The sequence below is a fragment of the Halohasta sp. A2 genome (assembly GCF_056175805.1).
The window spans coordinates 1-24,159 of sequence record NZ_JAQFWV010000033.1 but is presented as its reverse complement, the minus strand read 5'-3'; the positions used below and the strand labels follow the sequence as shown (position 1 = coordinate 24,159).

Below are 24,159 nucleotides of genomic sequence, written 5' to 3'. Positions count from 1 at the left end.
AAGGACAACGTGGAGTCCATCTCAGAAGGCCTCAAAATCGGTCAGTATGGCCCTGGATTCGGAGCGGCGGCTGATACGGCTCGATACCTTGATGCAGTCGCACGAGGCGACCTAGAGGCCTCTCCCGAGGCAGAAAACACCTCGGTGGAGAGTGCGGATGTGAGCGGGAGTGAGAGCGGTGGAGTCGAGAGCGAAGCAGAGAGCGGAGAGGCTAACGAGGATCTGAAGAAATGGGAGATCGAAGCCAAGGAGGGAACCCCAACTCGGACCTTCGATACCTACATTATTCCACTACCACGATTTGGTGGTCTGAAGTACGACCTTGACGACTTCCTGAGCGACAATCTCGGTGAGTTGATCGCTCCAGCAATGTGGGCAACGAACAATACTCTCGACGACATGGAAAACTGTGAATGGGTCGACCGACTCAACGAACAGGGTGTCTTCCAGTTCCTCGGAGTCGACGAATACACTGATCTCCCAGGGGGCGATCAACCCGTCCCGACCGGTGCAATCCTGAACTACTTGCCGACGCTCGCACCTCGCAACTTGCCAGCTGAAGCAGGCAGTGGTCGGGGGGCATCCACCCCCAGTATTCGTGATCGACCAGACGCCGATTGGAACTCTGGAGGGAATAATGCGAGTGCATCAAGCGTGTTTGATTTAACCATCCATGACGTGTTCGGTTTACACGTAGACTACCGTGGAAAAAGCCCGCTTGGACACTTCGGAGATTCGGAGAACTACTTCTGTGTGCTGGAGGACGACGGGGCGTATTGTCACAAACGTGATGCATGGTACAACCCCGCCACAGCCATCCTTTGTTTAGAGGGTGAGCGGCCTAACGATAACCCATACGGTGAGTTCTCTGACGAGGAAAAATTCGTTCTCTGGGAGCACGTACGAAACCACAGAATCAAGCGGGCTCAGATCCCGAATGATGCGCTCATCTACTACGCGCTCAGAGAGGGGATCGCCACCGAAGATGACATCGTAGAACGGGAAGGACCGTACGGAAAATTCGACGCGCTGCGCCCGCGCAAATATCACGAAACAGTCGACCATCTTGTGGAGAATTACGACTTTGATATTGTACGAGATATCTTACGAAATGAAGACGATGAAGAAGAGAAAGAAACCACCGACTCAGCGGGTGATTCTGACACCGATGTTGAGATCGCAGACGTCCCATACGAGTATGAGGGCATGGTGGATAATAGCGTAGTCTTCGAGGAAGGAGAGATGCCAGAACACGTCAAAGAGGAACTGGAAAAACGGAAGGACAACTCCGAAGAAGACGAGGAGGAAGACAAACTTACCAGATTCAAGACATACGAAGAACCCGACCTCGAAGACGATGCTGTCGACGTAGATCGGGATGCAGTCAAACAGTTCGTCGACGAGTTTGTGGAAGTGGGGACAGATAACCCAGATGAACTCAAAACTCACAAGAAACGGATGTTCAATGCATTCACAGCATGGGCAAAAATCAATGAGATTCAGCTTGATGAACTAAGTGAAGATGTCTGGATAAACCACCTTAAAGGGAATCTGAATGCAATCCTTGAAGACCAATACGATATCACTGAAAGTAAGTACACAGTTGATGGAGAACGCACCGATGGATTTAGTGGTATAGCATTATCAGATGTCGGAGAAAAACTTCTCAGTATAGACTAAACTCTGCCCACGATCTCAGCCATTCAGCTTTTACTCTAATTTTGTTTTACCACGCATTCAAGCGTATAATTGGATCGGTAATTAGGAATTGACCGGACGGTTTCGACAACTAACTTGTCTATAGTTTCTGTAAATCGCCTCATTTTCTTTTCGTTACCACCGCCAAGTGTGTTCTATACACAGCATAGTTTGGTTTGCGTACGGCCATAATCTAACCCTAAACAAATCCTAAATCTATTTCTCAAGGGTTTGTTGGACATCCATCAATTAATCACTGATAATCGCCCTACAGCGCCGGGGTGTCGGTATCAATAGGGGGATAGAGACACCATATTTTTTGTATGGTTTAGGAAACAGCCCCTGGAAAACCCAAAATCGCCAGACTGCATCGGGGTGTCTGTACCGACACCCAAAACCCCTGGTTTCGTAATTTTTCTGGTAGGTTCATACAAACCCATGAAAATAACCAGAGGGCGTCGGGGTGTCGGTATCGACAGGGGGGATACAGACACAGTGGGGTGTCTCCATCTATATGACATCCAACGTTTAAATGGTATATTGCTTAAAACAGCATTATAGGCGTCCAGAAACACTGATTACTAAATAATTGTAATATTTCTCATTCCTATTGCACCGACTTTATTTCAAGGGGTGTCTCTATCCCCCCATCTACCCCCCAATTTGGGGTCGACCGTCTAGAATAAGGTTGAGGCCCCCCCTACGTTGGGTAAATAGCTGGGATTTAGACCCACTGATAAATCCATCAGAAGGATGATACTGGCCTGTCCCATTTGGACACCATCTGGTGTGGTCAGATGGACCCCCACCAAGGTGGACTTACCAGTGGCCCATGACCAGCTGGGCAAGTACCCATCTGAGTTGTTTGGATGGGTGGCCATCGGACCAGTTGTGGCTCGGCCAACAGCCGCCTCGATCTGTGGAGGTCAGATTGGGCATGGCCAATCTCCACACTTCGAGTGGCGGCCCACTTCGGCATCGGTTGGTATCCAACTGATCCACTGATGGGGCTATCTATGGAAACTGATAGGTTTTCATCTGAGTAGCCAGTCACCCACAGGACTGGCTACCAACGAACTGCCTCTCTCACCCACACAATCTGCTCGCTTCACAAGCCACGATCCGGTGGCCCACACAGGTGCTATCTCAGTTGGGTGTGACCTGTGGCCGACACCCTCTGTTCGGGTAGCCCGACCGGGTGGCTCTCGATCCCTGTTGCTCTGGACTCGATGCACCCCCTGGCCGACCGGTTCGATGCCCGATCTCGGTGTAGGCCACTAGGGGATGGCCCGGCTGATTTGATCGGCTGATCGGCGTGGCCTCACTTGCCGACCTATCACATCCGTGAGGTAGGGAACGCTGTGGGTTTCGCTCCGAGTGTTGGCCCGCTACTCACCTCGGTTGTTCGTACGGGCCGACTCCCCGGCGTGGATGCGGCTCGGTTCGTGGTTGCCTGCCAACTCCCGGTATCTCCCCAGGCCAATCCGAGTTTTTCGGCGGCGTTGATTTCGCCACGACTCGCCTGCTCAATCAACCCGGTGTTTCGCCCGGTTCAAGGTGCATCTGAACGCGCTATTTTTCGCGCTGGATTGGTGGCTCGATTGGTCGCTCACAGGTGCGTTGATTTCGGCTGGCTTCTGACTCGAAACCAATGACTGGTAGGTACGTTCGTTTCAGCTTGAATCCAGCCTGTATCGAACGGGTGGCCCGCCCGGTGTTTCGGCGCTGATCGGACGCCCTCAGATCACGGCGATATCCAGCACCTCTCACCGGCTGTTCGAGGTGGTTACTGACTCCCCCTTGGCACGGGCCATTCGATGGCAGTATGTCAGCCCCAGATCTGACCCTGTTTTCTCAGGTTTGTGATATGCGTGTTCAGCTTTGCAGAGACCGGTGGATGTTGCGGTCGACGTGACAGAGTGGACGGGGATGGAGTCGTCGGAATAGAGGAGTCGACTCGTCGCGTGCCGGGGAGGGTAGCCGCCAACGGTTGGCCCGGATTCAGACAACACGTTCGGCCACTAGTCAGGCAGTCATCGGCTGCCCCTTCCCAGTCGAGACGCACCCTGGTTTGATCCACAGACACTCGGCCCCATTCGACAGCCTTGCAGCGACGGGGCGAATGCGGTCGCTGCGCTCCCCTTCGTTCCATCGTGCCGGGCTCGTGCCTCGCCGGGCGCGATCCCAGCGAGGCCCGGTTCCGACCGCACCGTCTCCGCCAGGAGGCAATTTCTCACCGGCGTCGAGGAGTGTTATGTCTGTGCAAGACTCAGCAGCGACCGAAGCAGTCGAACAGCTCGAAGCCGATCACCACTACGACCGAGTGAACCACCCCGCAGTCGATGGTGTGGTCGCGGTGTTCGCGGTGCCCACTCTCTTCGCTGACCACACTGGGTACGTCGTCGTGACCGAGGCGGGTGAGACAGTCGCCGTCAACCCGTATACCGACCAGTGTGAGTGTGGCCACAACGAAGCCTACTCGCCCCGGATGGGGACGGCCGTCAAGACGGCTGCTCGTACTCGCCGGGGGGCCAACTGCCGCCACGCCAACATCGCCCTCGATGCCGAACGTTACGGGGCGTGCGAATCGTGTGGCCACTGGGGGTTCGATTCGTGCTCGCATACCGACAGCATCGGCAACGTCATCCTCGTCGAGGACTTCTGTGCAAGCTGCGGCGAGTACCTGGGTTGTTGAGCTGATCCGGCGATCTCGCTCGACGCCTCTCGATCAGCACACGCCCAGCGACTCGCAACTCGCAGCGTCGACCGCCCCGCTCAACCCAGTACCGCGACCACCCCGTACAGCCACAGCAACGTACAGCGCGTGCGTTCTCGACCGAGGTCGATTCATCGCACACGAAGTTGGTGACAGCGAAATCGGTTGGGGCCTACGGCGCACACCTGTATGCAGTGACTCTCAAGCGAGGAACGGTCGACTGTCGTCGAGGCCTTGCGGCCTGAGGTCGTTTTTCGTGGGGTAGTCGTCTGTCGTGATGATCAGTGAATGGCGGGTTTGTGTCGAGGTAGGGTGTTGAGGTAGTGAACAGGTGGGTGGCCTGTATACGCAGGGTGGCGAGTTGGACTTCTGTGAGATATCTCGGCTGTTTACTAACTCACCCCGGATACAGAAAAGTCGGCGGGGGAGTGGGAGATGGAGATGGCGGTGGGGGGAGCGAGCATGAGAGCGTAACGGGTGGGAGTGAGTGTGGACGAAGAGACGTTGGTGGGAGCGGAGGCGGAGACAGAACCGTCGACGCAGTAGACGCTGTAGTGCCATAGTCAAGGAAGCCAGCACGCTGGCGGTCGCTCAGCGACATATCGCTGCGCACCGCGCGATAGGGGTCGCTGAAGCGACCACGTACACGCCAGCGTGCCTTTCCTTGACAATCCTGACCGCTACCGCCTTCTCGTCAAGGCCCGACGAGTCGGGTGCGGCGGCAAGCCGCCGGTCGGGTCAGGGGCAAGCCCCTGCTTCCGCCCGTGATTGCTCACACAAATATCATTATGATGGAATAAATGCTAACTCAAAATTATATTGGTTGAAAAGAAAAGTCTCTTAGATTCATTTATTTTCTGAGATGGCTGGCTGTGTCGCGTTCCACCGAGAGCACGTGCTCAGTAAGTCGACATAGTCTTTAAAAAATAACTATGCCCAAAAAATACTCAGATCAAGAGTTAATTGAATCGATACAGAAATTTGCCGCCCATCTTGGACGGACTCCGACCGCCGCCGAAGTCAATACTGACTCGACATTTACTATGGGCCTCAATACCTATGTTCGGCGTTTCGGTGGTTGGAATGAAACTCTAGAACAGTGCGATCTCAAAATCAACGAAGAAAAAAACTACGATCAAACGTATCTTATCAACCAACTACAAGATCTCTCTGAGCGCCTCGATGCTGTGCCAACACAAGAAGATCTCAAAATCAACGAAGAAAAAAACTACGATCAAACGTATCTTATCAACCAACTACAAGATCTCTCTGAGCGCCTCGATGCTGTGCCAACACAAGAAGATCTCAAAAATGATTCAGCCACACCTTCGTTGTTTCCATACAAACAAGCGTTTGGCTCATGGAATGGTGCCCTTCGTGTGTCAGGATTCACTCCGACACTTCGACACAATATTAGAGCTGATGAACTCGTTGATGAACTCACTACGCTCGCAACTGAATTGGGTCGTCCACCTCGTTATGAGGAACTACAGAGTCGTGAAGATACATTCTCTCCTGGAGTCTACGAACGATCTTCGGCTCGTTCACTGATGCACTTCGAGCAGCCTCTCTTCCTGTTGAGTTCAAGCCACGGGTCAACAAAGAGTATCTTCTTGAGAAGCTCCAAACACTTGGTGATGAATTAGGACGGACTCCAATGTATGATGATCTCCAAGATTATCCTACCTACCCAAGTGTGTATCCCTACACGTGTGTATTCGGATCATGGAACGATGCCCTCAGAGCCGCTGGCTATGACATTAATGAACGGTCAAGTGTAACTCCTGAGGAAATAATTGACCAACTGCAGACTGTCGCTGAGGATCTTGGTCAGACACCGTCTGTGACTAAATGGAGGGAGTTGGATAACCGATTTGGGATCACTACCATCGTTCGACACTTCGGTAGTTGGATTGAAGCTATTGATGCGGCTGGCCTTGAACGGCGTGACTGGAGTGGGGAGAACCATCCACGGTACATACATGGTAAATGTGGTTACTACTACGGAGCAGACTGGCCAGAACAACGTGAAGTTGCGATACAAGCCGACGATCAGATGTGTCAACGGTGTGGGCTTACGCGTGATGAACACTATGTTTTGTTCGGGTCTGACCTTGCAGTCCACCATATCCGTCCTTTCAGGGAATGTCAACAGGCAGGTCTCTCATATGCAGAAGCCAACGCGTTAGACAATCTTATGACCGTTTGCTGTGAGTGTCATCCAATTGTTGAAGCGAATAATCAGAATTGATTAATTACAGCGTATGATATTATCCTTTTAACTTCAAAATCTAAATAGTTGGTATATTATTCCCATATTATTAAGTATCTATCTTGTTTATACATCTACAATATACTGGCACCCTTCAGTCAATATATTCTACACCATATGCAACCTCACCGAAGTATACAAGATTTGGAGAATAATAATCTCCCATTTGAAACCCACATTGGTGACCTTGATCATCTCTGGAAAGATACTGCTCGTGCAACAACACCGCGCCATCTAGTTGTCACACCTACCGATCTCCACCAGCGGAATCTTGAAGAACATCTGCGAAAACAACAGTGGCCTAAAAGTAATTTTGCGTTCCGTCGGATTGGTGAACTTGCTGGAGGCCTAAGTGGCGCACGAACATCGACTTCGACGGCGTTAGATCGTGTCGATCGTTTGGTGCTCATCGAGGAAGTGATCAGAGAGACAGACACACCAGTCTATGATAATCTCGGTGCTGTCCTCGGAACACCTCTTGAGAAGCACATCGAACGTCTCGAACGGACTAGAAGTGAACTTGAGTTGGTGACGGGGTTTCACCCAAGTCGAATGGAGGCACTCGCTTTACTGCTTGATGACCAAAGTGTCCCATTGACAGAAGATACTCTCGATATACTAGCTGGTGTGTCACATCTCCATAGTGATCTCCAACGTCGGTTGTCTTCGAATAATGATACTCACCCCACTCAAGCGGTCTCGAAAACAAGTCTTCTGTGTCGTGCAATGCGTGTACTACGTACAGACCAGTCAATTTGGAGACTGGTCTATCCTGATATCGAGACGTTGTCTGTGACTGGGACAAGTATGTTCACCGCCCCCATGGCAGATCTGTGTCGACTCGTCTCCCAGATAACCAACGTCGACGTTCACGTTTATCTTCGCGAAAAAAGTGGTCCAAAGATATGTCAACATCTACCCACAGAAAGCTCGGTTGAGACTTTTGGGGCACAGGAGATCTTCGAATGGCGATGAGTGACCGATTAACCGTCGAACTCGTCGGTCAAACCCGTCATAAAGAAACCCGAATCGCAATAGCGACTGCAGCTGGTCTTGTTGAACACGGTGTCTCGCCGAGTGATATTGCCATCACAGCAGTTGACCTCAATCAATATGAAGATTTTCTCGAACGGGCTGCTACACGGTATGGCCTGACACTCGCCATATGGACACCGATCAACCTCAAACGGACCTGTGCTTATCAGTTTGCAGCGAGTCTATTCACCGTCTTTCATGCTCGATCTAAAGAATCGATTGGTATCGAAACCCTCTGTCAACCACTTCGACTTGGGTGGGTCTTACCACAGAAGCACTCTGTGAGTAACCCATTTACTACAGATTATATTGATATTGCTCTGTTGAATAGCAATCTATTCGGCTGATATCACGGGTTAGAAACGTGAAGCCGAGGAATTCGACTCTGCCCATGGAGATCGATCTCCTCGACTTCGTTGAGCAGTGTCGTCGGCTAGCTAAACAAGCGTTGGGAAAGTATGCGGGCGAGCCCGCCAGGAGTGGTCTGCGCTATGTTTGAATCTACGGAGCGCGTATAGGCGCTAATGAAGGCTTCTCGTCGGACCAAGTTGGTGAAACATCTGTCGGAAAAAGAGCTTGATGACGCGATCAATGAAGCACAAAAGGCGGACGAGACCCGTCTCGTCCGGCGACTCTGTTTCATCAAAAACGTCTCTTTTGGTGACACCGACGAAATAGCTGCACGACGTGTCGGTGTGTCCCAACCAACTGGTGGGCGCTGGCTCAAAGCTTGGAACGAAGCCGGAGTCGATGGACTGCGTCCGAGCTTCGCGGGCGGCCGACCCGCGAAGCTCTCCTCAGAGCAGTTCGAGGAGTTCTTTGCGCTTCTTGAAGACGGTCAACCTTGGACGCCCCAAGAGATCGATGAGCTTCTCTGGGAACGATATCAGATCAGCTATGATCGAGCTCATTTAGCGCGGATTCTGCGTGCTGATGGCATGCAGTACGCAAAGCCACGACCGATGGATCCGCGACAATCTCCAGATGCTGAGGAGATCTTTCGCGAGCGCTTTGAGCGAGCGCTCGCGAAAGACGATGGAGATGAGCCACTCGTTCTCGGATTCTTTGATGTTTCTTGGCCACAGCCCTTTGAGAACTCTCAACGGATGTGGTCGTACGATCGAACCGTAGAAATCGATAAACCGATGGTTGCGGTTCCCTGGAAAACACTTGGCTTCTACGCGCTGATCGGGAAAAGTGCGCTCATTTTCCGAGAATCGAAGACAAAAGAAAGTATCTGTGACGCACTGGAGGCGATCCGTGAGCAGAATCCGGTTGGGCGGATTCTGCTTATGGCCGACAACGACGGCGGACACCATGCGAAACTCACTCAGAAACGCGCAGACGAACTCGGCATCGAGTTCGTCTTTCTCCCGCCGTATTCACCGATGTTCAATGCCATTGAGCCGATCTGGAAGAGCCTCAAACGAAAGATTTCACCACAAATCTTCGAGAATCAAGAGCATTTCAAACAGTTTGTCACTGACACATTCTTAGATCTCTCTCAACGTCTTGGATTTGCGAATGGTTGGATCAAAAAGTTCCTCACCGATATTCAAAAGTTACGCTGACCACTCCACGTCCACTGCTCGGAACCCACTCGCTAAATCACTCTTGTATCACTTATGAAACCTCTCAACGGACGCCATCGACGACCAGTTCGATGGCGTCCGTGACCGATTGTTCGAAGTCCTTCGATCGCAGCGTCGAATTCCTGCGTTCGTCGATGTTGCCATCGATCTTCACGAGTGGCGGTTCTACGGATCTGCTGACACTGACCACGTGATAACGACATATCCTGATCTAGGAACGAACAGAGCATTTTGCTTCGCAACGCTGTGCATTGTTGCACCACACACGCGGTTTACGCTTGAGGTGGTGCCGATGGATGCAACCGGCTTTCGCGCCAAGCGCGAAGCCGTTCGCTCCTTACTCAAAACCGCACAACAGTACGTCTCAATTCGGCACGTCTACCTGGATCGTGGATTCTATCAAGTCCACGTCGTAGCGGAGTTAGAGCAGCTGGGTGTCGATTATATCGTGCGTGCACGACCGAGTAGTGGGATGAAAGACCGCCTCAGCGCCAGCGCTGAGACGGTCGCTGACGAGTACACGATGCAGCGAAACCGCAACCCAACGGCGTCAGTAGATGTCACAGTCTTTGCGGTTCCACACCGTACGGACGAAGATGAGCACGTCTGGTTCGTGACGAGTTTAGACGTAGATGCTTCGACAGCGAAAGCGTACGCGGCGGCGTTCCGCCGCCGCTGGGGGATCGAAACCTCGTATCGACAGATCGGTGATTTCCTCCCAAGAACGTCGTCGCCGACGTTTTCAGTGCGGTTGTTCTATTTTCTGTTCGCGGTTTCGCTGTACAATCTCTGGGTGCTAGCTAACCTCTTACTCTCGGCTGGAAGAATTCCAAAGACACCTCAGATCTCGACACGGATCTTCCGCAGATTCGTTCTCTTGACAGACTACGGTTGAGGACACACTCAGATCCGACCGGGATGACCGGTGAGTATACCCTTTTTTCTAGAGACATCGCTCGGGAACGCCGCCGACGCGGCGTTCCCTCGCTTTCTGAGTGAATTCGTCACAGCGTAATCTACTGCGATATCGTGTGTTTTGAACGCAACAGCTCAGTTTACGCGGAGCAGAATTTGATTCGGCAACTACTGGTTAGGATGGGGGCGAGGAACTGTCGGCCGGGGCCGTCGGTTCGGTGGCGAACGTCGTCGCTTGATCGGTCAGCGGGTTCGACGGCGACGAGGGACGGAGGTCGATTGCACACTGTTTGAAGTTGGGTTCATCGGACTCGGGGTCGACCACTGGCAGGGTCAACACGTTGACGGCCGGATGGTGGATCGGCAACCAGACGAGTCCGGTCGGAACCCCCTCGTCGGGCTGGACCGACACCTCGACCGAACCACGTCGCGAGGCGATCACCGTGCGGCCGCGATCCAACGACTCGCCATACTCAATGGCGGTCTCGGGGTGGAGCCGGGCGACGGGCAACTCGGTGGTTTCGGAACCACGGGTTCGAACGCCCGTATTGTAGGCATCGGGGGTTCGGCCGGTCGTCAGCGTGAGTGGGTACTCGTCGTCGACCGGTTCGGCGAGCCCACCGTGGGTGCCGGTCGAAAATCGTGCGCGTCCCGAAGGCGTCGGAAACGTCCAGCCCGACTCGGCGTAATAGCGGTAGCCTCCGGCCGTCTCGGCGTCGGGCGCGGGCCAGCGAACCGCGAGTTCGGCATCGAGACGGTCGTAGGAGATCCCCGAGAGATCCGCGGCCGTTCCGGCGGTGAGGTCGCGGAACTCGTCGAACACCGCAGAAGGATCGACCGGCAACGAATCAAAGAGGCCGGGACAGAGCTGTCGACCGATAGTTGCGATGATATCGATATCCTGCCAGACCTTTGGTGGGGTGTCGGTGGCCGCGCGAACCCGCGAGACGTTTCGTTCCATGTTTGTCACCGTCCCCTCGGATTCGCCCCACGTCGCCGCCGGCAACACCACGTCGGCCAGTTCGACGGTCTCGGTGTGGAAGGCGTCCTGCACGACGAGGAACGTCTCGTCGAGAATCTCGCGAACCCGGTCGGCGTCGGGCATGCCCGCGACCGGGTTGGTCGCGATGGTCCAACAGGCCTCGGGTTCGCCGCCGTCGAGTGCTTCGACGATGCCGACCGGTCCCGGACCTGGATCGTTCGGCAGTCGACTCACCGGCACGTCCCACGTCTCGGCGACTGTCGCGCGGTGGTCGGCGTCGGTGAACGAGCGGTGGCCCGGCCAGGTTCCTTTCGACGAACAGATGCGCGTCCCCATCGAGTTGGCCTGGCCAGTGAGCGAGAAAGGACCACTACCTGGTTCGAGGTTGCCGGTCGCCAGACAGAGGTCTATGAGGGCTCGGGCGGTCGCGGTGCCTTGGACGCTCTGGTTGACGCCCATGCCCCAGTAGATCAGCGTCGGATCGTCCAGTGCGTTGGCGACTACTTCGACGGTTTCGACCGAAACGCCGGCGGTTTCGGCGGCGGTTGCGACGTCCGGCAACGCCTCGATGAGCGCGTCGAATCCCTCGGTCGACGACTCGATAAAGTCGTGATTTAGTGCATCTGACTCGACGATCTGGGCCAACAGCGCCCGGGCGAACGCTAGGTCGGTGCCCGGTTCGAGTTGGACGTGTCGGTCGGCGTCATCCACCGTTTCGCTCTCGACAGGGTCGACGACGATGAGTTGCGAGTCGTCGTCGCTCGCGCTGTCGGCGATCCAGCGGTACATCACGGGATGGGCGGCGGTCGGATTAGCCCCCCAGATGAGGTGGGTGTTCGCTTCCGGGATGTCATCGTACGTCGGCGGCGGGGCGTCGCTGCCGAACGCCTGGTAGTAGGCGGTGACCGCCGAGGCCATACAGAGCGTCGTGTTAGCGTCGTAATACCGGGTGCCGAACCCGCCGCGGGCGAGTTTGCCGAGCGCGTAGGCAGCCTCGTTGGTCTGCTGACCGCTGCCGAGAACGGCCACGCCGTCGGGGCTTTCGTCGAGCGCGGCGCGGAACCGCGAGACGACGGCCTCGATGGCGATATCCCAGCTCGTCGCAACCAGTTCGCCGTCCTTGCGGATGAGCGGGCGGGTGAGCCACTCGCCGTTCGGGTCGGCCGTCTCGCTGACGCCGCGCTGGCAGGCCAGCCCGCGGTTGACCGGATGGGTGGCGTCGCCGCGAACGGTGTCGAGCCCGTAGCCGTTGTCGACGCCTTTCTGGAGGTGGCCGCAGCCGACTGCACACCGCATGCACGTCGTCGGCGTCCAGCCGCTCATTGGTCCCTCCGCTCGCAGGTGGGTCGACGCCTTCCGGGCTGGCTGGCCGTCGATCCGCGCTGTGTGCGTACCCCTGTCCCGTTGGTCGGAGAGCGTATAGTAGTCGACATTGATTTGCGGTTTTTCGATTTATAGTGAGACAATTAGCGGCATAATTGTTTCGGTGTTCATGTTTTGTTTGGTTTTTGCGCGCAATTTTTTAACGAATGCACACACAGGCCCGCACGCGTGAAGAGTTGAAAAGAGGCGACATGTACAATCCTGATGGACCGGGGCCGTTCGTAGAAATCGGTGAGTAAAGTTGTGGCCTGTCGACACAGGCGCCACAAATTCGATCACCCACATATCCACGATACATATGTTTGCAATAGAAAAATTCGAACCTCAGGTGAGGAAATATAGTCGCCGTGAGAACGCGGATTAGAGTCCGTCTGTTTTCGCCCATTATTTGTGTATTTATTAAATGGCCAGCCTTTTATGCTAATGTACGTAGTAATAGCCATGACAACCAAGCATTCAAACACTGAAAACACACAAGAGTTGAAATCTACCATGGAGGGCCGTGCATAATGGTACACAAAAAAGAGACGTACAAACAGGAGTTGTACGGCGACAAGGTCCGCGAAAAGCTCCTTGAGTTCGCCGAAGAGGGGTTCGACTCGATTCCCGAGGACGAACGCGACGAATGGTTTACCCGATTCAAGTTCTGGGGCGTCTTCCACCACCGCTCGGGCCAAGAAAGCTACTTCATGATGCGGCTGACCAACTGCAACGGTCGACTCGAACCCGGCCAGCTTCGTGCGATCGGCGAGGTCGCCCGCGACTACGCGGTTGGGCCAGTGTCGAACCCCGAGTTCGGCAACGGCTGGATCGACTTCACGACGCGCCAGTCGGTCCAACTCCACTGGATCAAGCTCGAAGACGTCCCGAAGGTCTGGGAAACACTCGAAGCCGCAGGCGTCACGACGCGCTCTGCGGGCGGCGATACGATGCGCAACATCTCGGGTTGTCCAGTCGCGGGCAAAGCGAAAGACGAGATCATCGATACGCTGCCGATTCTAGAGCGATTCCAGTCGGAGATCCGCGACGACAACGCGCTGTGCAACATGCCCCGGAAGTTCAACATTTCCATAACGGGGACGCCCGAGGGCGGCGCACAAGACTCGATTAACGACATCGGGCTCGAACCCGCCACGAAGGAGATCGATGACGAGGAGGTTCTGGGATTCAACGTCCGGGTTGGCGGCGGACTCGGCGGCCACCAACCACGGGTCGCTCGCGCACTCGACGTGTTCGTCGAACCCGACCGCGCGGTCGACGTCGTCCGTGCGTTCGTCGAGCTCTACCACGATCACGGTGACCGCTCGGTTCGCTCGAAGAACCGCGCTCGCTTCTTTGTCGACGATCACGGCACCGAGTGGATCCGCGAGAAACTCCAAGACGAGTACGTCGACTGGGAGCTGAAAACCGGCGGCACAGACATGCGCGAGGAGTACACCTACAACGCGGGCTGCAACACCGACGAGGGCAAATTCGACTACCTCGGCGTTCACGAGCAAAACGACGGCAACTACTACGTCGGTATCAACGTCGCCGTCGGGCGGATGGAAGCGCCCGAAGTGATCCGACTGGCGGATCTGGCCGACGAGTACGGCTCGGGCGAGATCCGACTGACGCGCCGCCAGAACCCGATCATCGTAGACGTCGACCCAGACCGAGTCGACGAACTGCTCCGAAAACCCCTGTTGCACAAACACAAACCCGAACCAAACCCGTTCGTTCGTGGAGCGATGGCCTGCACAGGCACCGAATTCTGCTCGCTTGCGTTGGCCGAAACCAAAACGCGGATGGCCGCGATGCTGCGCTGGCTTCGGGACAACGTGGACCTCCCAGATGACGTCGATCAACTCAAAATCCACTTTTCGGGCTGTACGGCCGACTGTGGCCAGGCGAACACCGCGGACATCGGCCTGATCGGCATGCGCGGCCGCAAAAACGGAGAAATGGTCGAGGCGCTCGACATCGGTGTCGGCGGGGGGATCGGCGAAGAGCCCTCCTTTGTGGACTGGATCCGCCAACGCGTGCCGGCCGACGAGGTCCCCGGCGCGCTCAAGAACCTCGTCGAAGCCTTCGCAGCCCATCGTTTCGAGGGCCAGACGTTCCGCGAGTGGGTGGCGGCGACCGGCGACGAGCCGCTGATCGAACTCAGCGAACCTGAAGAGACGAGCTACGAGGACCCGTGTCTCACCGACGCCAAACAGTCGTGGTACCCCTTCGCTGACGAGGACGGAGACACGGACATCTCAACCCAGGGGATCGCTCACGCTGATGACTGAGCGATCAACAGCAGTGACTGCCGAAACAGACGCAGACGAACGGTCGACGGCCGAGCCAGCACCTTCGACAGGTATCGAACACGTGTCGGCCGACGTCGCGCCCGAACTGTTCGGATCGAGCTAATCGATCCACCACCCCGATTGAGATCAGACGACTCGAAGCTCGGTGTCGTCGACCGACTCGCTCAGACGTGTTTTTATATCGTCGACCGTTTCGTTGGCTTCCGACTCGTTTTCCATCAGGACGGTTTCGCTGGGGAACAGGTGCTCGCCGACCAGGAGGCCGTACTCGCGGGCGGTCGAGCCTGTCAGCGTCAAATAAATACCGAGGCCACTGTCGGCGATCGCGGCCTCCTCTTCGTCGTTGTCTTCGCTCGGATAGACGAACTCGATTCCGTCGACACACTCGGTGCCGAGAACCGCCTCAATGAGTCGTTCGTAGCGCGGCGAGATACAGAGCGGACCGGTGTAGTCGTCGACGAACGCTCGGTCGAGCGCCTGGCTGTCGAGTAGTTCCGGAGTCGCCATCAGCGAGTGGTACACCGTATCGCCGAGACCCGTGACCACCCGAACGTCGGTGTCTCGGGGGTTGATCCGGCGGTTGATCTCGGCGAGCGAGCCCAACCCCTCGGCGTGGAGTTCGACCACCTCTTCGAGAACCAGGTCGGCGCTGTCGAAGCCGAGGGCGAACTCGTGGGTTCGCAGCGCGCGAAACGGCTCTTCGCGGCCGATGAGTTGGAGTTTCGTCCCGCCGAGGTCGATGGTCGCGCTGTCGAACACCACGCGCCGCGGAAAGCCATCGCGGCTGTCGCGCAGCAGGGTGTACTCGGGGGCGGCTGGATCATGAGGATCGCTGTACTCGGCGAGCCGTTCGTAGGGGCCATGTTCGGGTTCGGTGGTGCCTTTCGTGATCGCCTTCTCGTAGCGAAGCGTCGAACTCACCGAGTCGGCGAGCGCCTCGCAGTCTGCGACCGAGGCGAGTCGTTCGAGCACTGCCTCAAGGGGTCGACCCTTTCTGGGAACCGCTACCGGAACCGTTCGGCTCATTGTCGGAGTGTCGCAAGCGCCTCGTAAACAGATTCCGTTTCGGCCGTACTACGTCAGCGACTGGCACTCTGGGCGTCGTGTGAGAGTGCCCCAGTCAAACCGTCATTCTTCGATTGCCTCAGTCACGTGGGGCGCGTAGCCTGCTCAGTCGTCTTCACTGGGTTCGTCACCGCTTCCGTCGGAACCGTTCGCGCCACCCATTCCGCCACCGACGCCACCGAACGCACTGCTGAGTTGCTTGCGGAACTGTTCGAGCGCCTTGATTTCGGCGGCCAACTCGTCGACACGGTCGGCGACCGCGTCGACCTCGCCCGTATCGGCCTTCGAATCGAGATCGCTGAGATCGTCGAGGCGCTCGCGGAGGTCGGCGAGATCGGAGCGAAGCCGTCGTTTGGCCGTCCGAATCGAATCGTCGAGGCCTTCGAGTTCGTCGTGGACGTCGACCAACTCGTCGTCGACATCGCTGAGATCACTGTCGAGACCCGAGACCGACTCGGCGAGTTCGTCTACCGTGCTGCCGAGCTCCCTGAGATCCTCGAAGGCCTTGTCGATGTCCCCGTCGAGATCCGCGACCGCATCGGTCGCCTCGGCGGCGTCGGATTCGGCGCTCGTGGCCGTCTCGACCGCACTGTCGACCTCCTCTGAGAGCGCCGAGACCGCCGAATCGAGATCGTCTACGCGCGCGTCGACCTCGTCGGCGGTGGTGTTGCTCGCTTCGAACTCATTGGAGAGTTCGTAGACGGTGTCTTCAGTGTCGGCAACCCGCTCGTCGAGCGCTTCGAGGTCGCGCTCGACGGTGTTGATGCCGGTTCGGACGTTGGTGACTTCCGAGCTGAGGTCGGCTCGCTCGGCAGCCGCCGAATCGAGGTCGACGCTGATCTCGTCGAGCTCGGCCGACAGATCGCTGATATCCGAGCGCAGACCGTTGAAGATCTCGACGGCAGTGCCGTGCTCGTCGATAAATGCTTCGAGCGCGTCACTGTAGGCCGATAGATCCTCGACCTGCGATTGCACTCGGCTGAGTCGGACCTCGACGCTTCGGGGGACACCCGAGCCGAGCTCCCGTTCCAGCAGCGCACGGTCCTCCTCCGAGACGTTATCGTTGCGAAGTTCGGCGGCGAGTACCGCGGCAATGCCGCCCTGGACTGCGACAACTGACGAGCCGTCCTCAGCCGCTGGCTCGCCGTCGACCGCGGGCGAGGCCGTGACTGCTGGTTCGAGGTTGTCGGTAACGTCTCGTGGCTGATCGGTCGACGAGCCATCATCGTCTTCGCCGCCCTCGGTGACGCCGGCGGTCTCGACCGGATCTTCGGCGTCCGGTTCGGCGTCGACCGTTTTTATTTGTTGCTCTCGGTCGTCCGCGTCTCCGTCTGTGTCCGTATCTCCGTCTGTCTCCGCATCTGCGTCCGTGCCTACATCCGTATCCGCTTGTGCCTCTAACGCTGTGCCCACGTCTTCGTCCGCTTCTGTCTCTGTGTCTGCGTCTGCATCGACTGGCTCGTCGATTGCGCCAGCGAGTGGATCCGAGTCGGTCGACGCAAGCGGGTCGGCCACCGGCTGGGGTCCGTCGACGCCCGGCAGCGAGGTGCGCTCGCCCGAAAGCACGTCCCGGACGAGCTGGCTGTTGTCAGGGCCGAGAACGCCCTCAATGTCGGCGGCCTCCTGCTGTTCTTTGGCCGACAGCTCCTTTACTGTCGGTTCAGTGAGAAACGACGCGAGGTCCTCGACGTCGTCGGTTCGAATCCCGTAGACGGTTTTGACCGACTCGCCAGCAGCGAGGTCGCGTTCGAACTCGACGCGGTGGTCCTTGTAGGCCGTCCACCGGTCGCTCTCGAACTCCGGATGGAAACCAACCCGCTCCATCGGGAACGACTCGGGAATCCGGTCGGTCAACCGAACGTGCGCCGGCTCCGAACCGGTCGACTCCATCTGGAAGACGACCGCTGGAACGGGGAACTCGTCTGCTGTAACAGTCTTTTCGACGGTGACCCCGTCGTTTGAGACTGTCACGGTCTCGTTTAGGTCTGACCCCTGGCTCATGAGAGGGTGTTTCACACCAGCATCTTAAATGATACGGGCTGGTTTTCGAGATTGATACGCACCCGACGGTGAGGAATGCTCCTGATTAAAAGTTCACCGTCTTACTGGTGGGGTGACTCAACAGTAGTCCGCGACGTCGACGGTTCCCGAACGGGCCTGCTGGCGGCGCTTGATGCGCTTGCGTTGCTTGCGGACGGCTCGCGCATACGGCGTGTCCTGTCGAAGCGCTTGTCGTCGACAGCGGTCCTGTGTCATCCAGACGTGTCGGTCTTCATCTGTCGTCTCCGGATCCCAAAACCACGTGGGAAAGTTGTAATCTGTTGTCATGGGTACTCCTCCTACAGTCCTGAAGGCGGGTGACTGCGAACCCTGCCTGCGTTTGCTACAGTATGACATACAGAAGCAAGATACTTAAAATGGCCGTTCATTTTCTTAAAACACTATTCTGTTAGAAAGTGTTTCGCTATAGCAAATATAATAAATTATTCGTCCAGTTTCCACACTAGGACACAACTGTAGCTCGCATAGTATGTGCTGTATGGGCGGACGCACCGGCCAGAACCCGGGGTGTACGGGTTTATAGGTCGACGCGGTCGCCGATCTCGACGATTTCGAGCCGCTGTGGGTATTCGTAGGACTGCGCGTGGTGGTGGAGCGCGGTTGGGTCGGCAGTCATACCTTTCCACATGTCCCAGTGGCTCGGCAGCAGGCGGTCGACCTGGAGATCGGAGGCGGATTTGACCGTCTCGTTTTCGGTCGCGTACCATTTGGTTCGGACTGGCTCGCGGGTTTCCTTGTCGGGAATGTTGCCGATCGCACCAAAGGCGAGTATGCCAAGATCGATGTCGTACTGCTCGCCGAGATCGGCGAAGTTACTCGACGGCTTGCTGTCACCCGCGTGGAAGATCGTCCCCGAGTCGTGCTGGATCACGTAGCCGACGGGGTGGGTCGAATCCGAGTCCTCGGTTTCGACCACATCGATCTCGAACTCGCCGATTTCGATGGTGTCGCCCTCGGTGACCTCGTTGAACTGCGCTTCCGTGACATCGTAGTTCTCCAGCCACTCCTCATCCTCGAAGGCGACCGCGAGGCTGTCGTCGGGCGCATAGAAGTCCACGCCCGTGTTTTCGAGGATTGGTCCCTGGCTCGGGCCGTGGGTGTGGTCGGTGTGTTCGTGAGTCGCCAAGAGGGCGTCGACGGCCTCCTCGGTGACGTCTTCGGGATCGAACGGCACCGGGACCATCCGGATCGTTCGCGGCGGGTCGCCGAGGCCCACGTATGGGTCGATCCAGAGCGTCGTTCCCGCACTTGCCTTGAGTACGAAGCCGTTACAGCCGAGATACCAGACCGCGACCGTTTCGGGGTCAGCAGCTTCGACTGCCTTTGGGAGCCAGTCGCCCCAGTCACTTACTGTCATGGTCGGAGATGCGGGGCGATCCGTTCTAAACGTTACCCAATCGCTCGGCGCGACCGACTACAGCCAGTCGGCCTCGGGGTCGACGTAGCCGTCGGGTTTCTCGCCCGCGAAGACCGCCAGAATGTCGTTTGCCATGTGTTCGTTGAGTTCGGTCAGCGACTCTTCCGAGTAGAACGCGGCATGCGGCGTGAGAATCACGTCATCGCGGTCGGTCAGCGGCGAGTTTTCGGGTGGTTCGTCTTCGAGCACGTCGAGTCCAGCCGCCGCGATCTCACCGTTGTCCAGGGCCCACACGAGCGCCTCCTCGTCGACGATTGGTCCGCGGCCGACGTTGACCAGCACCCCGGTGTCGCTCATGCGCTTGAAAGCCTCGCGATCGAACAGGTGGTGGGTTTCGTCGGTCAACGGCGCGTGAATCGAGATGTGGTCGGCCTCCTCGAACAGTTCGTCGAACGGGACCTTCTCGACACCGTAGTCGGCCATCGCCTCGGCGTCGACGTAGGGGTCGGCCGCGACGAGCCGACAGTCGAACCCCGAGAGCTTTTCGGCGGTTCGTTTGGCAAGCCCGCCGAACGACAGAAAGCCGACCGTCGAATCGGTCAGCCGGTGGATCGGCTGGCCGTCGGTCCAGTCCCAGCGTCCGGTTTCAATTGTTCGGTCGTATCTGTTGAGCCGCCGCACACCGGCCAACAGTAGCGAGACCGCGTGGGTCGAAACCTCCTCGGTACAGTAGTCCGGAACGTTGACGACCGTCACGCCGTGGTCGACCGCAGCCGAAAAATCGATCAGGTCGACGCCCACGCCCGCGCGGGCAACGACTTGGAGTTCGTCGCACTGCTCGAAGACCTCTGTCGGCACCGGGGTGTTGACGTCGACTACGAGCCCGCTCGCATCCGCAGCGGCTTCGATGATGTCGTCGACCGACTCCAGTTCGGCCGCAATCACCGTCGCCTCCCCACCGAGGACCGACTGAAGCGTTTCCGTCCGAATCATCGCATCCGCGCTTGCTACGACTGTTGGCATACATGAATACTTAGCGCACGGGTTTATTAATGGCCGCCGGATTCCCACTGACTCGGAGTGGTCGATCACAGATCTGTTCCATCGATCGCCGATATGGATTGCCGACCATCGATACGCATATCGGATCGCCCACTCGACCTCTGGATATGCGAGTCAGCGTGATCGGAAGCGGCTCCCCGCTCGACGAGTCGACCAGAGCCGACGTCGAACTGGTGGGTAGACTGCTGGCCGAGCGGGGCCACACCGTCGTCTGTGGCGGGATGGGCGGCGTGATGGAAGCGGTCTGCCGCGGCGCGACCGAAGCAGGCGGCGAGACAATCGGAATTTTGCCGGTCGACGATATCTCGGCGGCCAACGAGTACGTGACCACGCCGATCGCGACCGGGATGGGCCACGCTCGGAATGTGCTGGTCCCACTCAACGGCGAGGCAGTGATCGCGATCGGTGGAAGCGGTGGGACGCTCTCGGAGATCGGGTTCGCTCACGTTTACGACCGGCCCGTGGCTGGGCTCCGAACCCACGACCTACCGTGGATCGAGCGCGTCGAGACGCCTGAGCAAACCGTGGCGTTCATTGAAGCGGCCGCAACAGTGTGATCAGCAGTCAATTTTCCGACAAATATACCCGTTCTGTGTAGGGCTGATTCGTTGCTAACCCATCCTGATTGTTTTCAGTTCCCTTCTTGTTCGTCGTTTTCATCCGCCGTTTATTCGTCTTCTTCCACGTTCGATTCGGTGTCGAGCCACGTATCTTGAAGAAATCGCTCGGATCGCGTCTCGTCGTCGGAGAGACCTTCGGTCGACCGATTTGACCACTGCGTTTCGTTGACGTCGACAGCAATGACGTAGTTCTCGATGTGACGAACATCAGCGTAGAAGGTCTCGCCTATGTCGGAATCGAAGAAATACAGTTTGTTGTACCGCTCTCCGTAATGTTCCGTTTCACCGTCAGTTTTGGCTTTCTCTTCGATTGCTTCCATCGCGGCTTCTGCAGTTTCGGCATTCTCAAAGCCCTGTATATATATATCGACAGTTTCGGGGGTTCGTTGAAGTCCGGAATTGGAAGATCATCGATCGCTGACTCACTGTAGGACTCCGAAAGGAACTCGTCGGGATACTCGTCGTCCTCGAGGGCATAGTCGATAACGTTCAGATGGAGTTCGGTTGTTGGTTCGGTGTCGGTCGTGAGCCACGCCGACCGGTCGAAGAGATCCGTCTCTCGATCGTCGACCGATTGAAGCCCTGTATCGAACACATCGGTCGATTGTGATTGACCCATCGGATATTGGCCGATATTCATCCGTTCTGGCGTCGCAAACAACCCACCGTCGGCGGCTTCCGTCGACCAAACGAGTTCGAATATTTTCTCTGTCTCGGACCGATCTCCCGAAATGAAGTAACGATACGGACGCCGAAACACAATGTATCTGGGGAACCAAAACGAGACTGCCGAGTTGCGGAGCTGTTCTCGAACCGAATGGTCGATGTCTTCGACAGTATCACCGGCAAGCTCGTACTCGCCTTTGTCGAGATCGTCCTGCACGTCCGTTTCGAGCCTGTCGGCGACGGTCGAAAACCCGTACCACGAACCATACTGTTCGCTGAATTCGGACTTGGCCGTCTCACTCACGTCTCGAAGTAACGCCGAGCCGGTTTCGAGTTCGGAGCTCGTTATCTCCTCAGGTGAACGTTCGTGGATTTCTCCGATGTGTTCGATCGCCGTATTCAAATCAGAGCGATAGCTGGCTCGGGCTTCGGCGTAGTCAGCGTTGAGCCAATCGATATAGGAGACGACCTTCTCGGTCCGATCCGCGATAATCTCGCTCGACGTCCGTTCTGCGTCATCCTCGGTCGTCGTCTCTTCACCGTTTTGTCCTTCTTCATCATTTTGTCCTTCTTCATCTTCTTCGGAACTCTCGGTCGACTGATCCTGAGTCCCTTGTCCTTCTGGAATATAGTCGCCGACACACCCCGAAAACGAAGATACCGCCGCAAGTAATCCACCGCTGAGAACTCGTCGCCTGCTCGGTTGCATACAGACGGAATGTTACAGACAATAATATCGATTGCGAAATAGTTCGAGAGAATACATAAATTCTGGTACATGTGTCGGACGTCTTGGCAGTCCTCAGTTTGGCCAACAGCGTTGCGCCACTGACGAATCCACAGTATAAACTGCCTCCGTTATCGGGTTCGAGCGTTGAATCGAAACCTAGGAATCGGACGCTACCTACTCTTTGAGCGGATCTGCTATCGGTGAGATGTTGATCCGTGTTTGTTTTTTCATCTCTTCGATCTCCTGTTCGGTGTAGCCTGTTTCGCCTTCGATACTGATCGATTCGACGCTCCCCGTGTTTGCATCTGTAGCAGAGACGTTGACGATCCCGTCGGAGTCGATGGCGAACTCCACGACGATTTCCGGAGTTCCCGCTTCTTCGGGTGGAATTCCGGTTAGTTCGAACGCACCCAAGAGTTCGTTCTGTTCAGCGATACGCTTCTCGCCTTGGAACACGCGGATCTGAACCGAGGATTGGTTTTCCTTTGTCGTCGTGTAGGTTTTCGAGGCTTTTGTTGGAATCGTTGTGTTTCGTTTGATCAGCGGTTCGAACAGCCCTCCTTTAACCTCGATTCCGAGGCTTTTGGGAGTAACATCAAGTAACAGAAAATCATCCGTATTGCCAGCAATCACTGCTCCTTGGACTGCCGCACCGAGCGCGACGGCCTCGTCAGGGTTCACTGACGACTTCGGGCGTGGTCCCACCATCTCGTTTACAATTGATTCGACTTGTGGCATCCGAGTCGCCCCACCAATGAGTAACACGCTGTCGAGCTGGTCACCGGAGACACCAGCATCGTCGAGAACCTGTGTAATCGGCTCTCGAAGCCGTTCTCGAAGATGGCTGGTCATTGATTCGAACTTCTCACGAGTCACGGTGATATTCAAATCTAACGGATCGTTATTTTTGACTGTAATAAATGGAACAGTGAGTTTTGCGCGTGTGCGCGAAGACAAATTTCTTTTGAGTGCCTCACATTCGTTTTTCAGTCGTTTGTACGCCTGTGGATCTTCTCTGAGGTTGACGTTGTGCATCGACTCAAACTGCTCTACGGCATGCGCGACAAGCGACTCGTCCCAATCATCACCACCTAGTGCGGCTTCAACTTTGAACTGCTAGATTTATCTACTCTGAGAGCCTCTAGACTCTATTCAGAAATTTCTGAAGTGAGTCATGCCACGAACACAACAGTACTCTGTCGATCTATCCGCCGATGAACGAGCCGAGCTGAACGCTATGCTTTCAGCTGGCACGTACAAAACACGCGAACTCACACGTGCACGCTGTCTCTTACACTCAGATGACGGCTTGACTGACCAGCAGGTCAGTGAAGCCGTCGGCTGTCATTCCGGTACGGTTGGACGCCTCCGAAAACGATATACAGAGGACGGCCTCGCGGCGATTACTCGCCGCAAGGCCGATCGGATCTACGAGCGGAAACTCGACGGACGCGAAGAAGCTCACCTTATTGCATTGGCCTGCAGTGATCCACCAGAAGGACGGTCTCGGTGGTCACTGCACCTGTTAGCCGATCACTTCGTCGCTCTTACCGAGATCGACGTTGAGTCGATCTCTCACGAGACTGTTCGACAGATTCTAAAAAAACACGGTTGCACCCTCACCGATCCAAATCGTGGGTAATTACGCCTGAAAACAGTGCTGCGTTCGTCTGCCAGATGGAGGAAACTCTTGATCTCTATCACGAAC

The 24,159-nt window shown here is 56.4% G+C and carries 20 protein-coding genes and 2 pseudogenes; 13 read left to right on the top strand and 9 right to left on the bottom strand.

Annotated features, from left to right (window positions below; all coding sequences use genetic code 11):
* The first annotated feature begins 9 nt into the window (after window positions 1-9).
* The 9 genes and pseudogenes from O2S87_RS10850 (at window position 10) to O2S87_RS10810 (ending at window position 10,208) form a co-directional block, all read left to right on the top strand.
* Window positions 10-1,680, top strand: a complete 1,671-nt coding sequence (locus O2S87_RS10850) for a hypothetical protein (RefSeq protein WP_475408810.1) — start codon at window positions 10-12, stop codon at window positions 1,678-1,680.
* Between the two features lie 2,272 nt (window positions 1,681-3,952).
* On the top strand, window positions 3,953-4,393 hold the full coding sequence (locus tag O2S87_RS10845; RefSeq protein WP_475408809.1) for a hypothetical protein: 441 nt from the start codon (window positions 3,953-3,955) through the stop codon (window positions 4,391-4,393).
* Between the two features lie 953 nt (window positions 4,394-5,346).
* Window positions 5,347-6,060 carry a homing endonuclease associated repeat-containing protein gene (locus O2S87_RS10840; protein WP_475408808.1) on the top strand — a complete coding sequence of 238 codons (714 nt, stop codon included), beginning with the start codon at window positions 5,347-5,349 and terminating at the stop codon, window positions 6,058-6,060.
* An 11-nt stretch (window positions 6,061-6,071) separates the two neighbouring features.
* Window positions 6,072-6,665 (top strand): homing endonuclease associated repeat-containing protein, encoded by a 594-nt coding sequence (locus O2S87_RS10835; RefSeq protein WP_475408807.1) that lies wholly within the window; start codon window positions 6,072-6,074, stop codon window positions 6,663-6,665.
* A gap of 138 nt (window positions 6,666-6,803) precedes the next feature.
* Window positions 6,804-7,661 carry a hypothetical protein gene (locus O2S87_RS10830; protein WP_475408806.1) on the top strand — a complete coding sequence of 286 codons (858 nt, stop codon included), beginning with the start codon at window positions 6,804-6,806 and terminating at the stop codon, window positions 7,659-7,661.
* Complete coding sequence (locus O2S87_RS10825) at window positions 7,652-8,068, top strand: hypothetical protein (protein ID WP_475408805.1); 417 nt, start codon at window positions 7,652-7,654, stop codon at window positions 8,066-8,068. The genes O2S87_RS10830 and O2S87_RS10825 overlap by 10 nt, the downstream gene beginning before the upstream one ends.
* Before the next feature lie 44 nt (window positions 8,069-8,112).
* A pseudogene (locus tag O2S87_RS10820) lies at window positions 8,113-8,205 on the top strand (IS5/IS1182 family transposase); the annotation flags it as partial.
* A gap of 40 nt (window positions 8,206-8,245) precedes the next feature.
* Window positions 8,246-9,292, top strand: a complete 1,047-nt coding sequence (locus tag O2S87_RS10815) for an IS630 family transposase (RefSeq protein ID WP_475408804.1) — start codon at window positions 8,246-8,248, stop codon at window positions 9,290-9,292.
* Window positions 9,293-9,503: 211 nt separating this feature from the next.
* Window positions 9,504-10,208, top strand: coding sequence for a transposase (locus O2S87_RS10810; RefSeq protein ID WP_475408813.1), 705 nt, complete (start codon window positions 9,504-9,506; stop codon window positions 10,206-10,208).
* A gap of 195 nt (window positions 10,209-10,403) precedes the next feature.
* Here O2S87_RS10810 and nasA read toward each other — a convergent pair whose 3' ends face one another.
* Entirely contained in the window at window positions 10,404-12,533 is a 2,130-nt protein-coding gene (nasA, locus tag O2S87_RS10805; RefSeq protein WP_475408803.1) for an assimilatory nitrate reductase NasA, read from the bottom strand.
* 569 nt (window positions 12,534-13,102) lie between these two features.
* Here nasA and O2S87_RS10800 point away from each other — a divergent pair.
* The gene (locus tag O2S87_RS10800) at window positions 13,103-14,869 is read left to right on the top strand and encodes a nitrite/sulfite reductase (protein ID WP_475408802.1); all 1,767 of its coding nucleotides are present in this window, start codon (window positions 13,103-13,105) and stop codon (window positions 14,867-14,869) included.
* Window positions 14,862-14,993 carry a hypothetical protein gene (locus O2S87_RS10795; protein ID WP_475408801.1) on the top strand — a complete coding sequence of 44 codons (132 nt, stop codon included), beginning with the start codon at window positions 14,862-14,864 and terminating at the stop codon, window positions 14,991-14,993. Before O2S87_RS10800 ends, O2S87_RS10795 begins: the two co-directional genes overlap by 8 nt.
* Before the next feature lie 23 nt (window positions 14,994-15,016).
* Here the strand turns inward: O2S87_RS10795 and O2S87_RS10790 are convergent, their stop codons facing one another.
* The 5 genes from O2S87_RS10790 to O2S87_RS10770 all read right to left on the bottom strand — a co-directional run bounded on the left by O2S87_RS10790 (window position 15,017) and on the right by O2S87_RS10770 (window position 20,396).
* Entirely contained in the window at window positions 15,017-15,916 is a 900-nt protein-coding gene (locus O2S87_RS10790) for a phosphoribosyltransferase HisG-related protein (protein WP_475408800.1), read from the bottom strand.
* 144 nt (window positions 15,917-16,060) lie between these two features.
* Window positions 16,061-17,956 (bottom strand): hypothetical protein, encoded by a 1,896-nt coding sequence (locus O2S87_RS10785; protein ID WP_475408799.1) that lies wholly within the window; start codon window positions 17,954-17,956, stop codon window positions 16,061-16,063.
* 117 nt (window positions 17,957-18,073) lie between these two features.
* Entirely contained in the window at window positions 18,074-18,283 is a 210-nt protein-coding gene (locus O2S87_RS10780; protein ID WP_475408798.1) for a hypothetical protein, read from the bottom strand.
* 250 nt (window positions 18,284-18,533) lie between these two features.
* On the bottom strand, window positions 18,534-19,373 hold the full coding sequence (locus tag O2S87_RS10775; RefSeq protein WP_475408797.1) for an MBL fold metallo-hydrolase: 840 nt from the start codon (window positions 19,371-19,373) through the stop codon (window positions 18,534-18,536).
* A 57-nt stretch (window positions 19,374-19,430) separates the two neighbouring features.
* Window positions 19,431-20,396: a C-terminal binding protein gene (locus O2S87_RS10770; RefSeq protein WP_475408796.1), complete on the bottom strand. Its 966-nt coding sequence runs from the start codon at window positions 20,394-20,396 to the stop codon at window positions 19,431-19,433.
* A 146-nt stretch (window positions 20,397-20,542) separates the two neighbouring features.
* Between O2S87_RS10770 and O2S87_RS10765 the strand changes: the two genes are divergently transcribed.
* Window positions 20,543-20,992 carry a TIGR00725 family protein gene (locus O2S87_RS10765; RefSeq protein ID WP_475408795.1) on the top strand — a complete coding sequence of 150 codons (450 nt, stop codon included), beginning with the start codon at window positions 20,543-20,545 and terminating at the stop codon, window positions 20,990-20,992.
* Between the two features lie 110 nt (window positions 20,993-21,102).
* On the opposite strand, the gene O2S87_RS10760 is transcribed toward O2S87_RS10765, so the two are convergent.
* The 3 genes and pseudogenes from O2S87_RS10760 to O2S87_RS10750 all read right to left on the bottom strand — a co-directional run.
* Window positions 21,103-21,375, bottom strand: a complete 273-nt coding sequence (locus O2S87_RS10760) for a hypothetical protein (RefSeq protein WP_475408794.1) — start codon at window positions 21,373-21,375, stop codon at window positions 21,103-21,105.
* On the bottom strand, window positions 21,282-22,430 hold the full coding sequence (locus O2S87_RS10755) for a hypothetical protein (protein ID WP_475408793.1): 1,149 nt from the start codon (window positions 22,428-22,430) through the stop codon (window positions 21,282-21,284). The genes O2S87_RS10760 and O2S87_RS10755 overlap by 94 nt, the downstream gene beginning before the upstream one ends.
* A gap of 195 nt (window positions 22,431-22,625) precedes the next feature.
* Window positions 22,626-23,543: pseudogene (locus O2S87_RS10750) on the bottom strand (Hsp70 family protein); the annotation flags it as partial.
* An 82-nt stretch (window positions 23,544-23,625) separates the two neighbouring features.
* On the opposite strand from O2S87_RS10750, the gene O2S87_RS10745 reads away from it, so the two are divergent.
* Window positions 23,626-24,093 carry a helix-turn-helix domain-containing protein gene (locus tag O2S87_RS10745; RefSeq protein WP_475408792.1) on the top strand — a complete coding sequence of 156 codons (468 nt, stop codon included), beginning with the start codon at window positions 23,626-23,628 and terminating at the stop codon, window positions 24,091-24,093.
* Window positions 24,094-24,159: the final 66 nt, after the last annotated feature.

Coding starts and splice junctions, on each gene's coding strand:
- O2S87_RS10845 (WP_475408809.1), top strand. CDS start 3,953: ATGTCTGTGCAAGACTCAGCAGCGACCGAAGCAGTCGAACAGCTCGAA.
- O2S87_RS10840 (WP_475408808.1), top strand. CDS start 5,347: ATGCCCAAAAAATACTCAGATCAAGAGTTAATTGAATCGATACAGAAA.
- O2S87_RS10835 (WP_475408807.1), top strand. CDS start 6,072: ATGTATGATGATCTCCAAGATTATCCTACCTACCCAAGTGTGTATCCC.
- O2S87_RS10830 (WP_475408806.1), top strand. CDS start 6,804: ATGCAACCTCACCGAAGTATACAAGATTTGGAGAATAATAATCTCCCA.
- O2S87_RS10825 (WP_475408805.1), top strand. CDS start 7,652: ATGGCGATGAGTGACCGATTAACCGTCGAACTCGTCGGTCAAACCCGT.
- O2S87_RS10815 (WP_475408804.1), top strand. CDS start 8,246: ATGAAGGCTTCTCGTCGGACCAAGTTGGTGAAACATCTGTCGGAAAAA.
- nasA (WP_475408803.1), bottom strand. CDS start 12,533: ATGAGCGGCTGGACGCCGACGACGTGCATGCGGTGTGCAGTCGGCTGC.
- O2S87_RS10800 (WP_475408802.1), top strand. CDS start 13,103: ATGGTACACAAAAAAGAGACGTACAAACAGGAGTTGTACGGCGACAAG.
- O2S87_RS10795 (WP_475408801.1), top strand. CDS start 14,862: ATGACTGAGCGATCAACAGCAGTGACTGCCGAAACAGACGCAGACGAA.
- O2S87_RS10790 (WP_475408800.1), bottom strand. CDS start 15,916: ATGAGCCGAACGGTTCCGGTAGCGGTTCCCAGAAAGGGTCGACCCCTT.
- O2S87_RS10785 (WP_475408799.1), bottom strand. CDS start 17,956: ATGAGCCAGGGGTCAGACCTAAACGAGACCGTGACAGTCTCAAACGAC.
- O2S87_RS10780 (WP_475408798.1), bottom strand. CDS start 18,283: ATGACAACAGATTACAACTTTCCCACGTGGTTTTGGGATCCGGAGACG.
- O2S87_RS10775 (WP_475408797.1), bottom strand. CDS start 19,373: ATGACAGTAAGTGACTGGGGCGACTGGCTCCCAAAGGCAGTCGAAGCT.
- O2S87_RS10770 (WP_475408796.1), bottom strand. CDS start 20,396: ATGCCAACAGTCGTAGCAAGCGCGGATGCGATGATTCGGACGGAAACG.
- O2S87_RS10765 (WP_475408795.1), top strand. CDS start 20,543: ATGCGAGTCAGCGTGATCGGAAGCGGCTCCCCGCTCGACGAGTCGACC.
- O2S87_RS10760 (WP_475408794.1), bottom strand. CDS start 21,375: ATGGAAGCAATCGAAGAGAAAGCCAAAACTGACGGTGAAACGGAACAT.
- O2S87_RS10755 (WP_475408793.1), bottom strand. CDS start 22,430: ATGCAACCGAGCAGGCGACGAGTTCTCAGCGGTGGATTACTTGCGGCG.
- O2S87_RS10745 (WP_475408792.1), top strand. CDS start 23,626: ATGCCACGAACACAACAGTACTCTGTCGATCTATCCGCCGATGAACGA.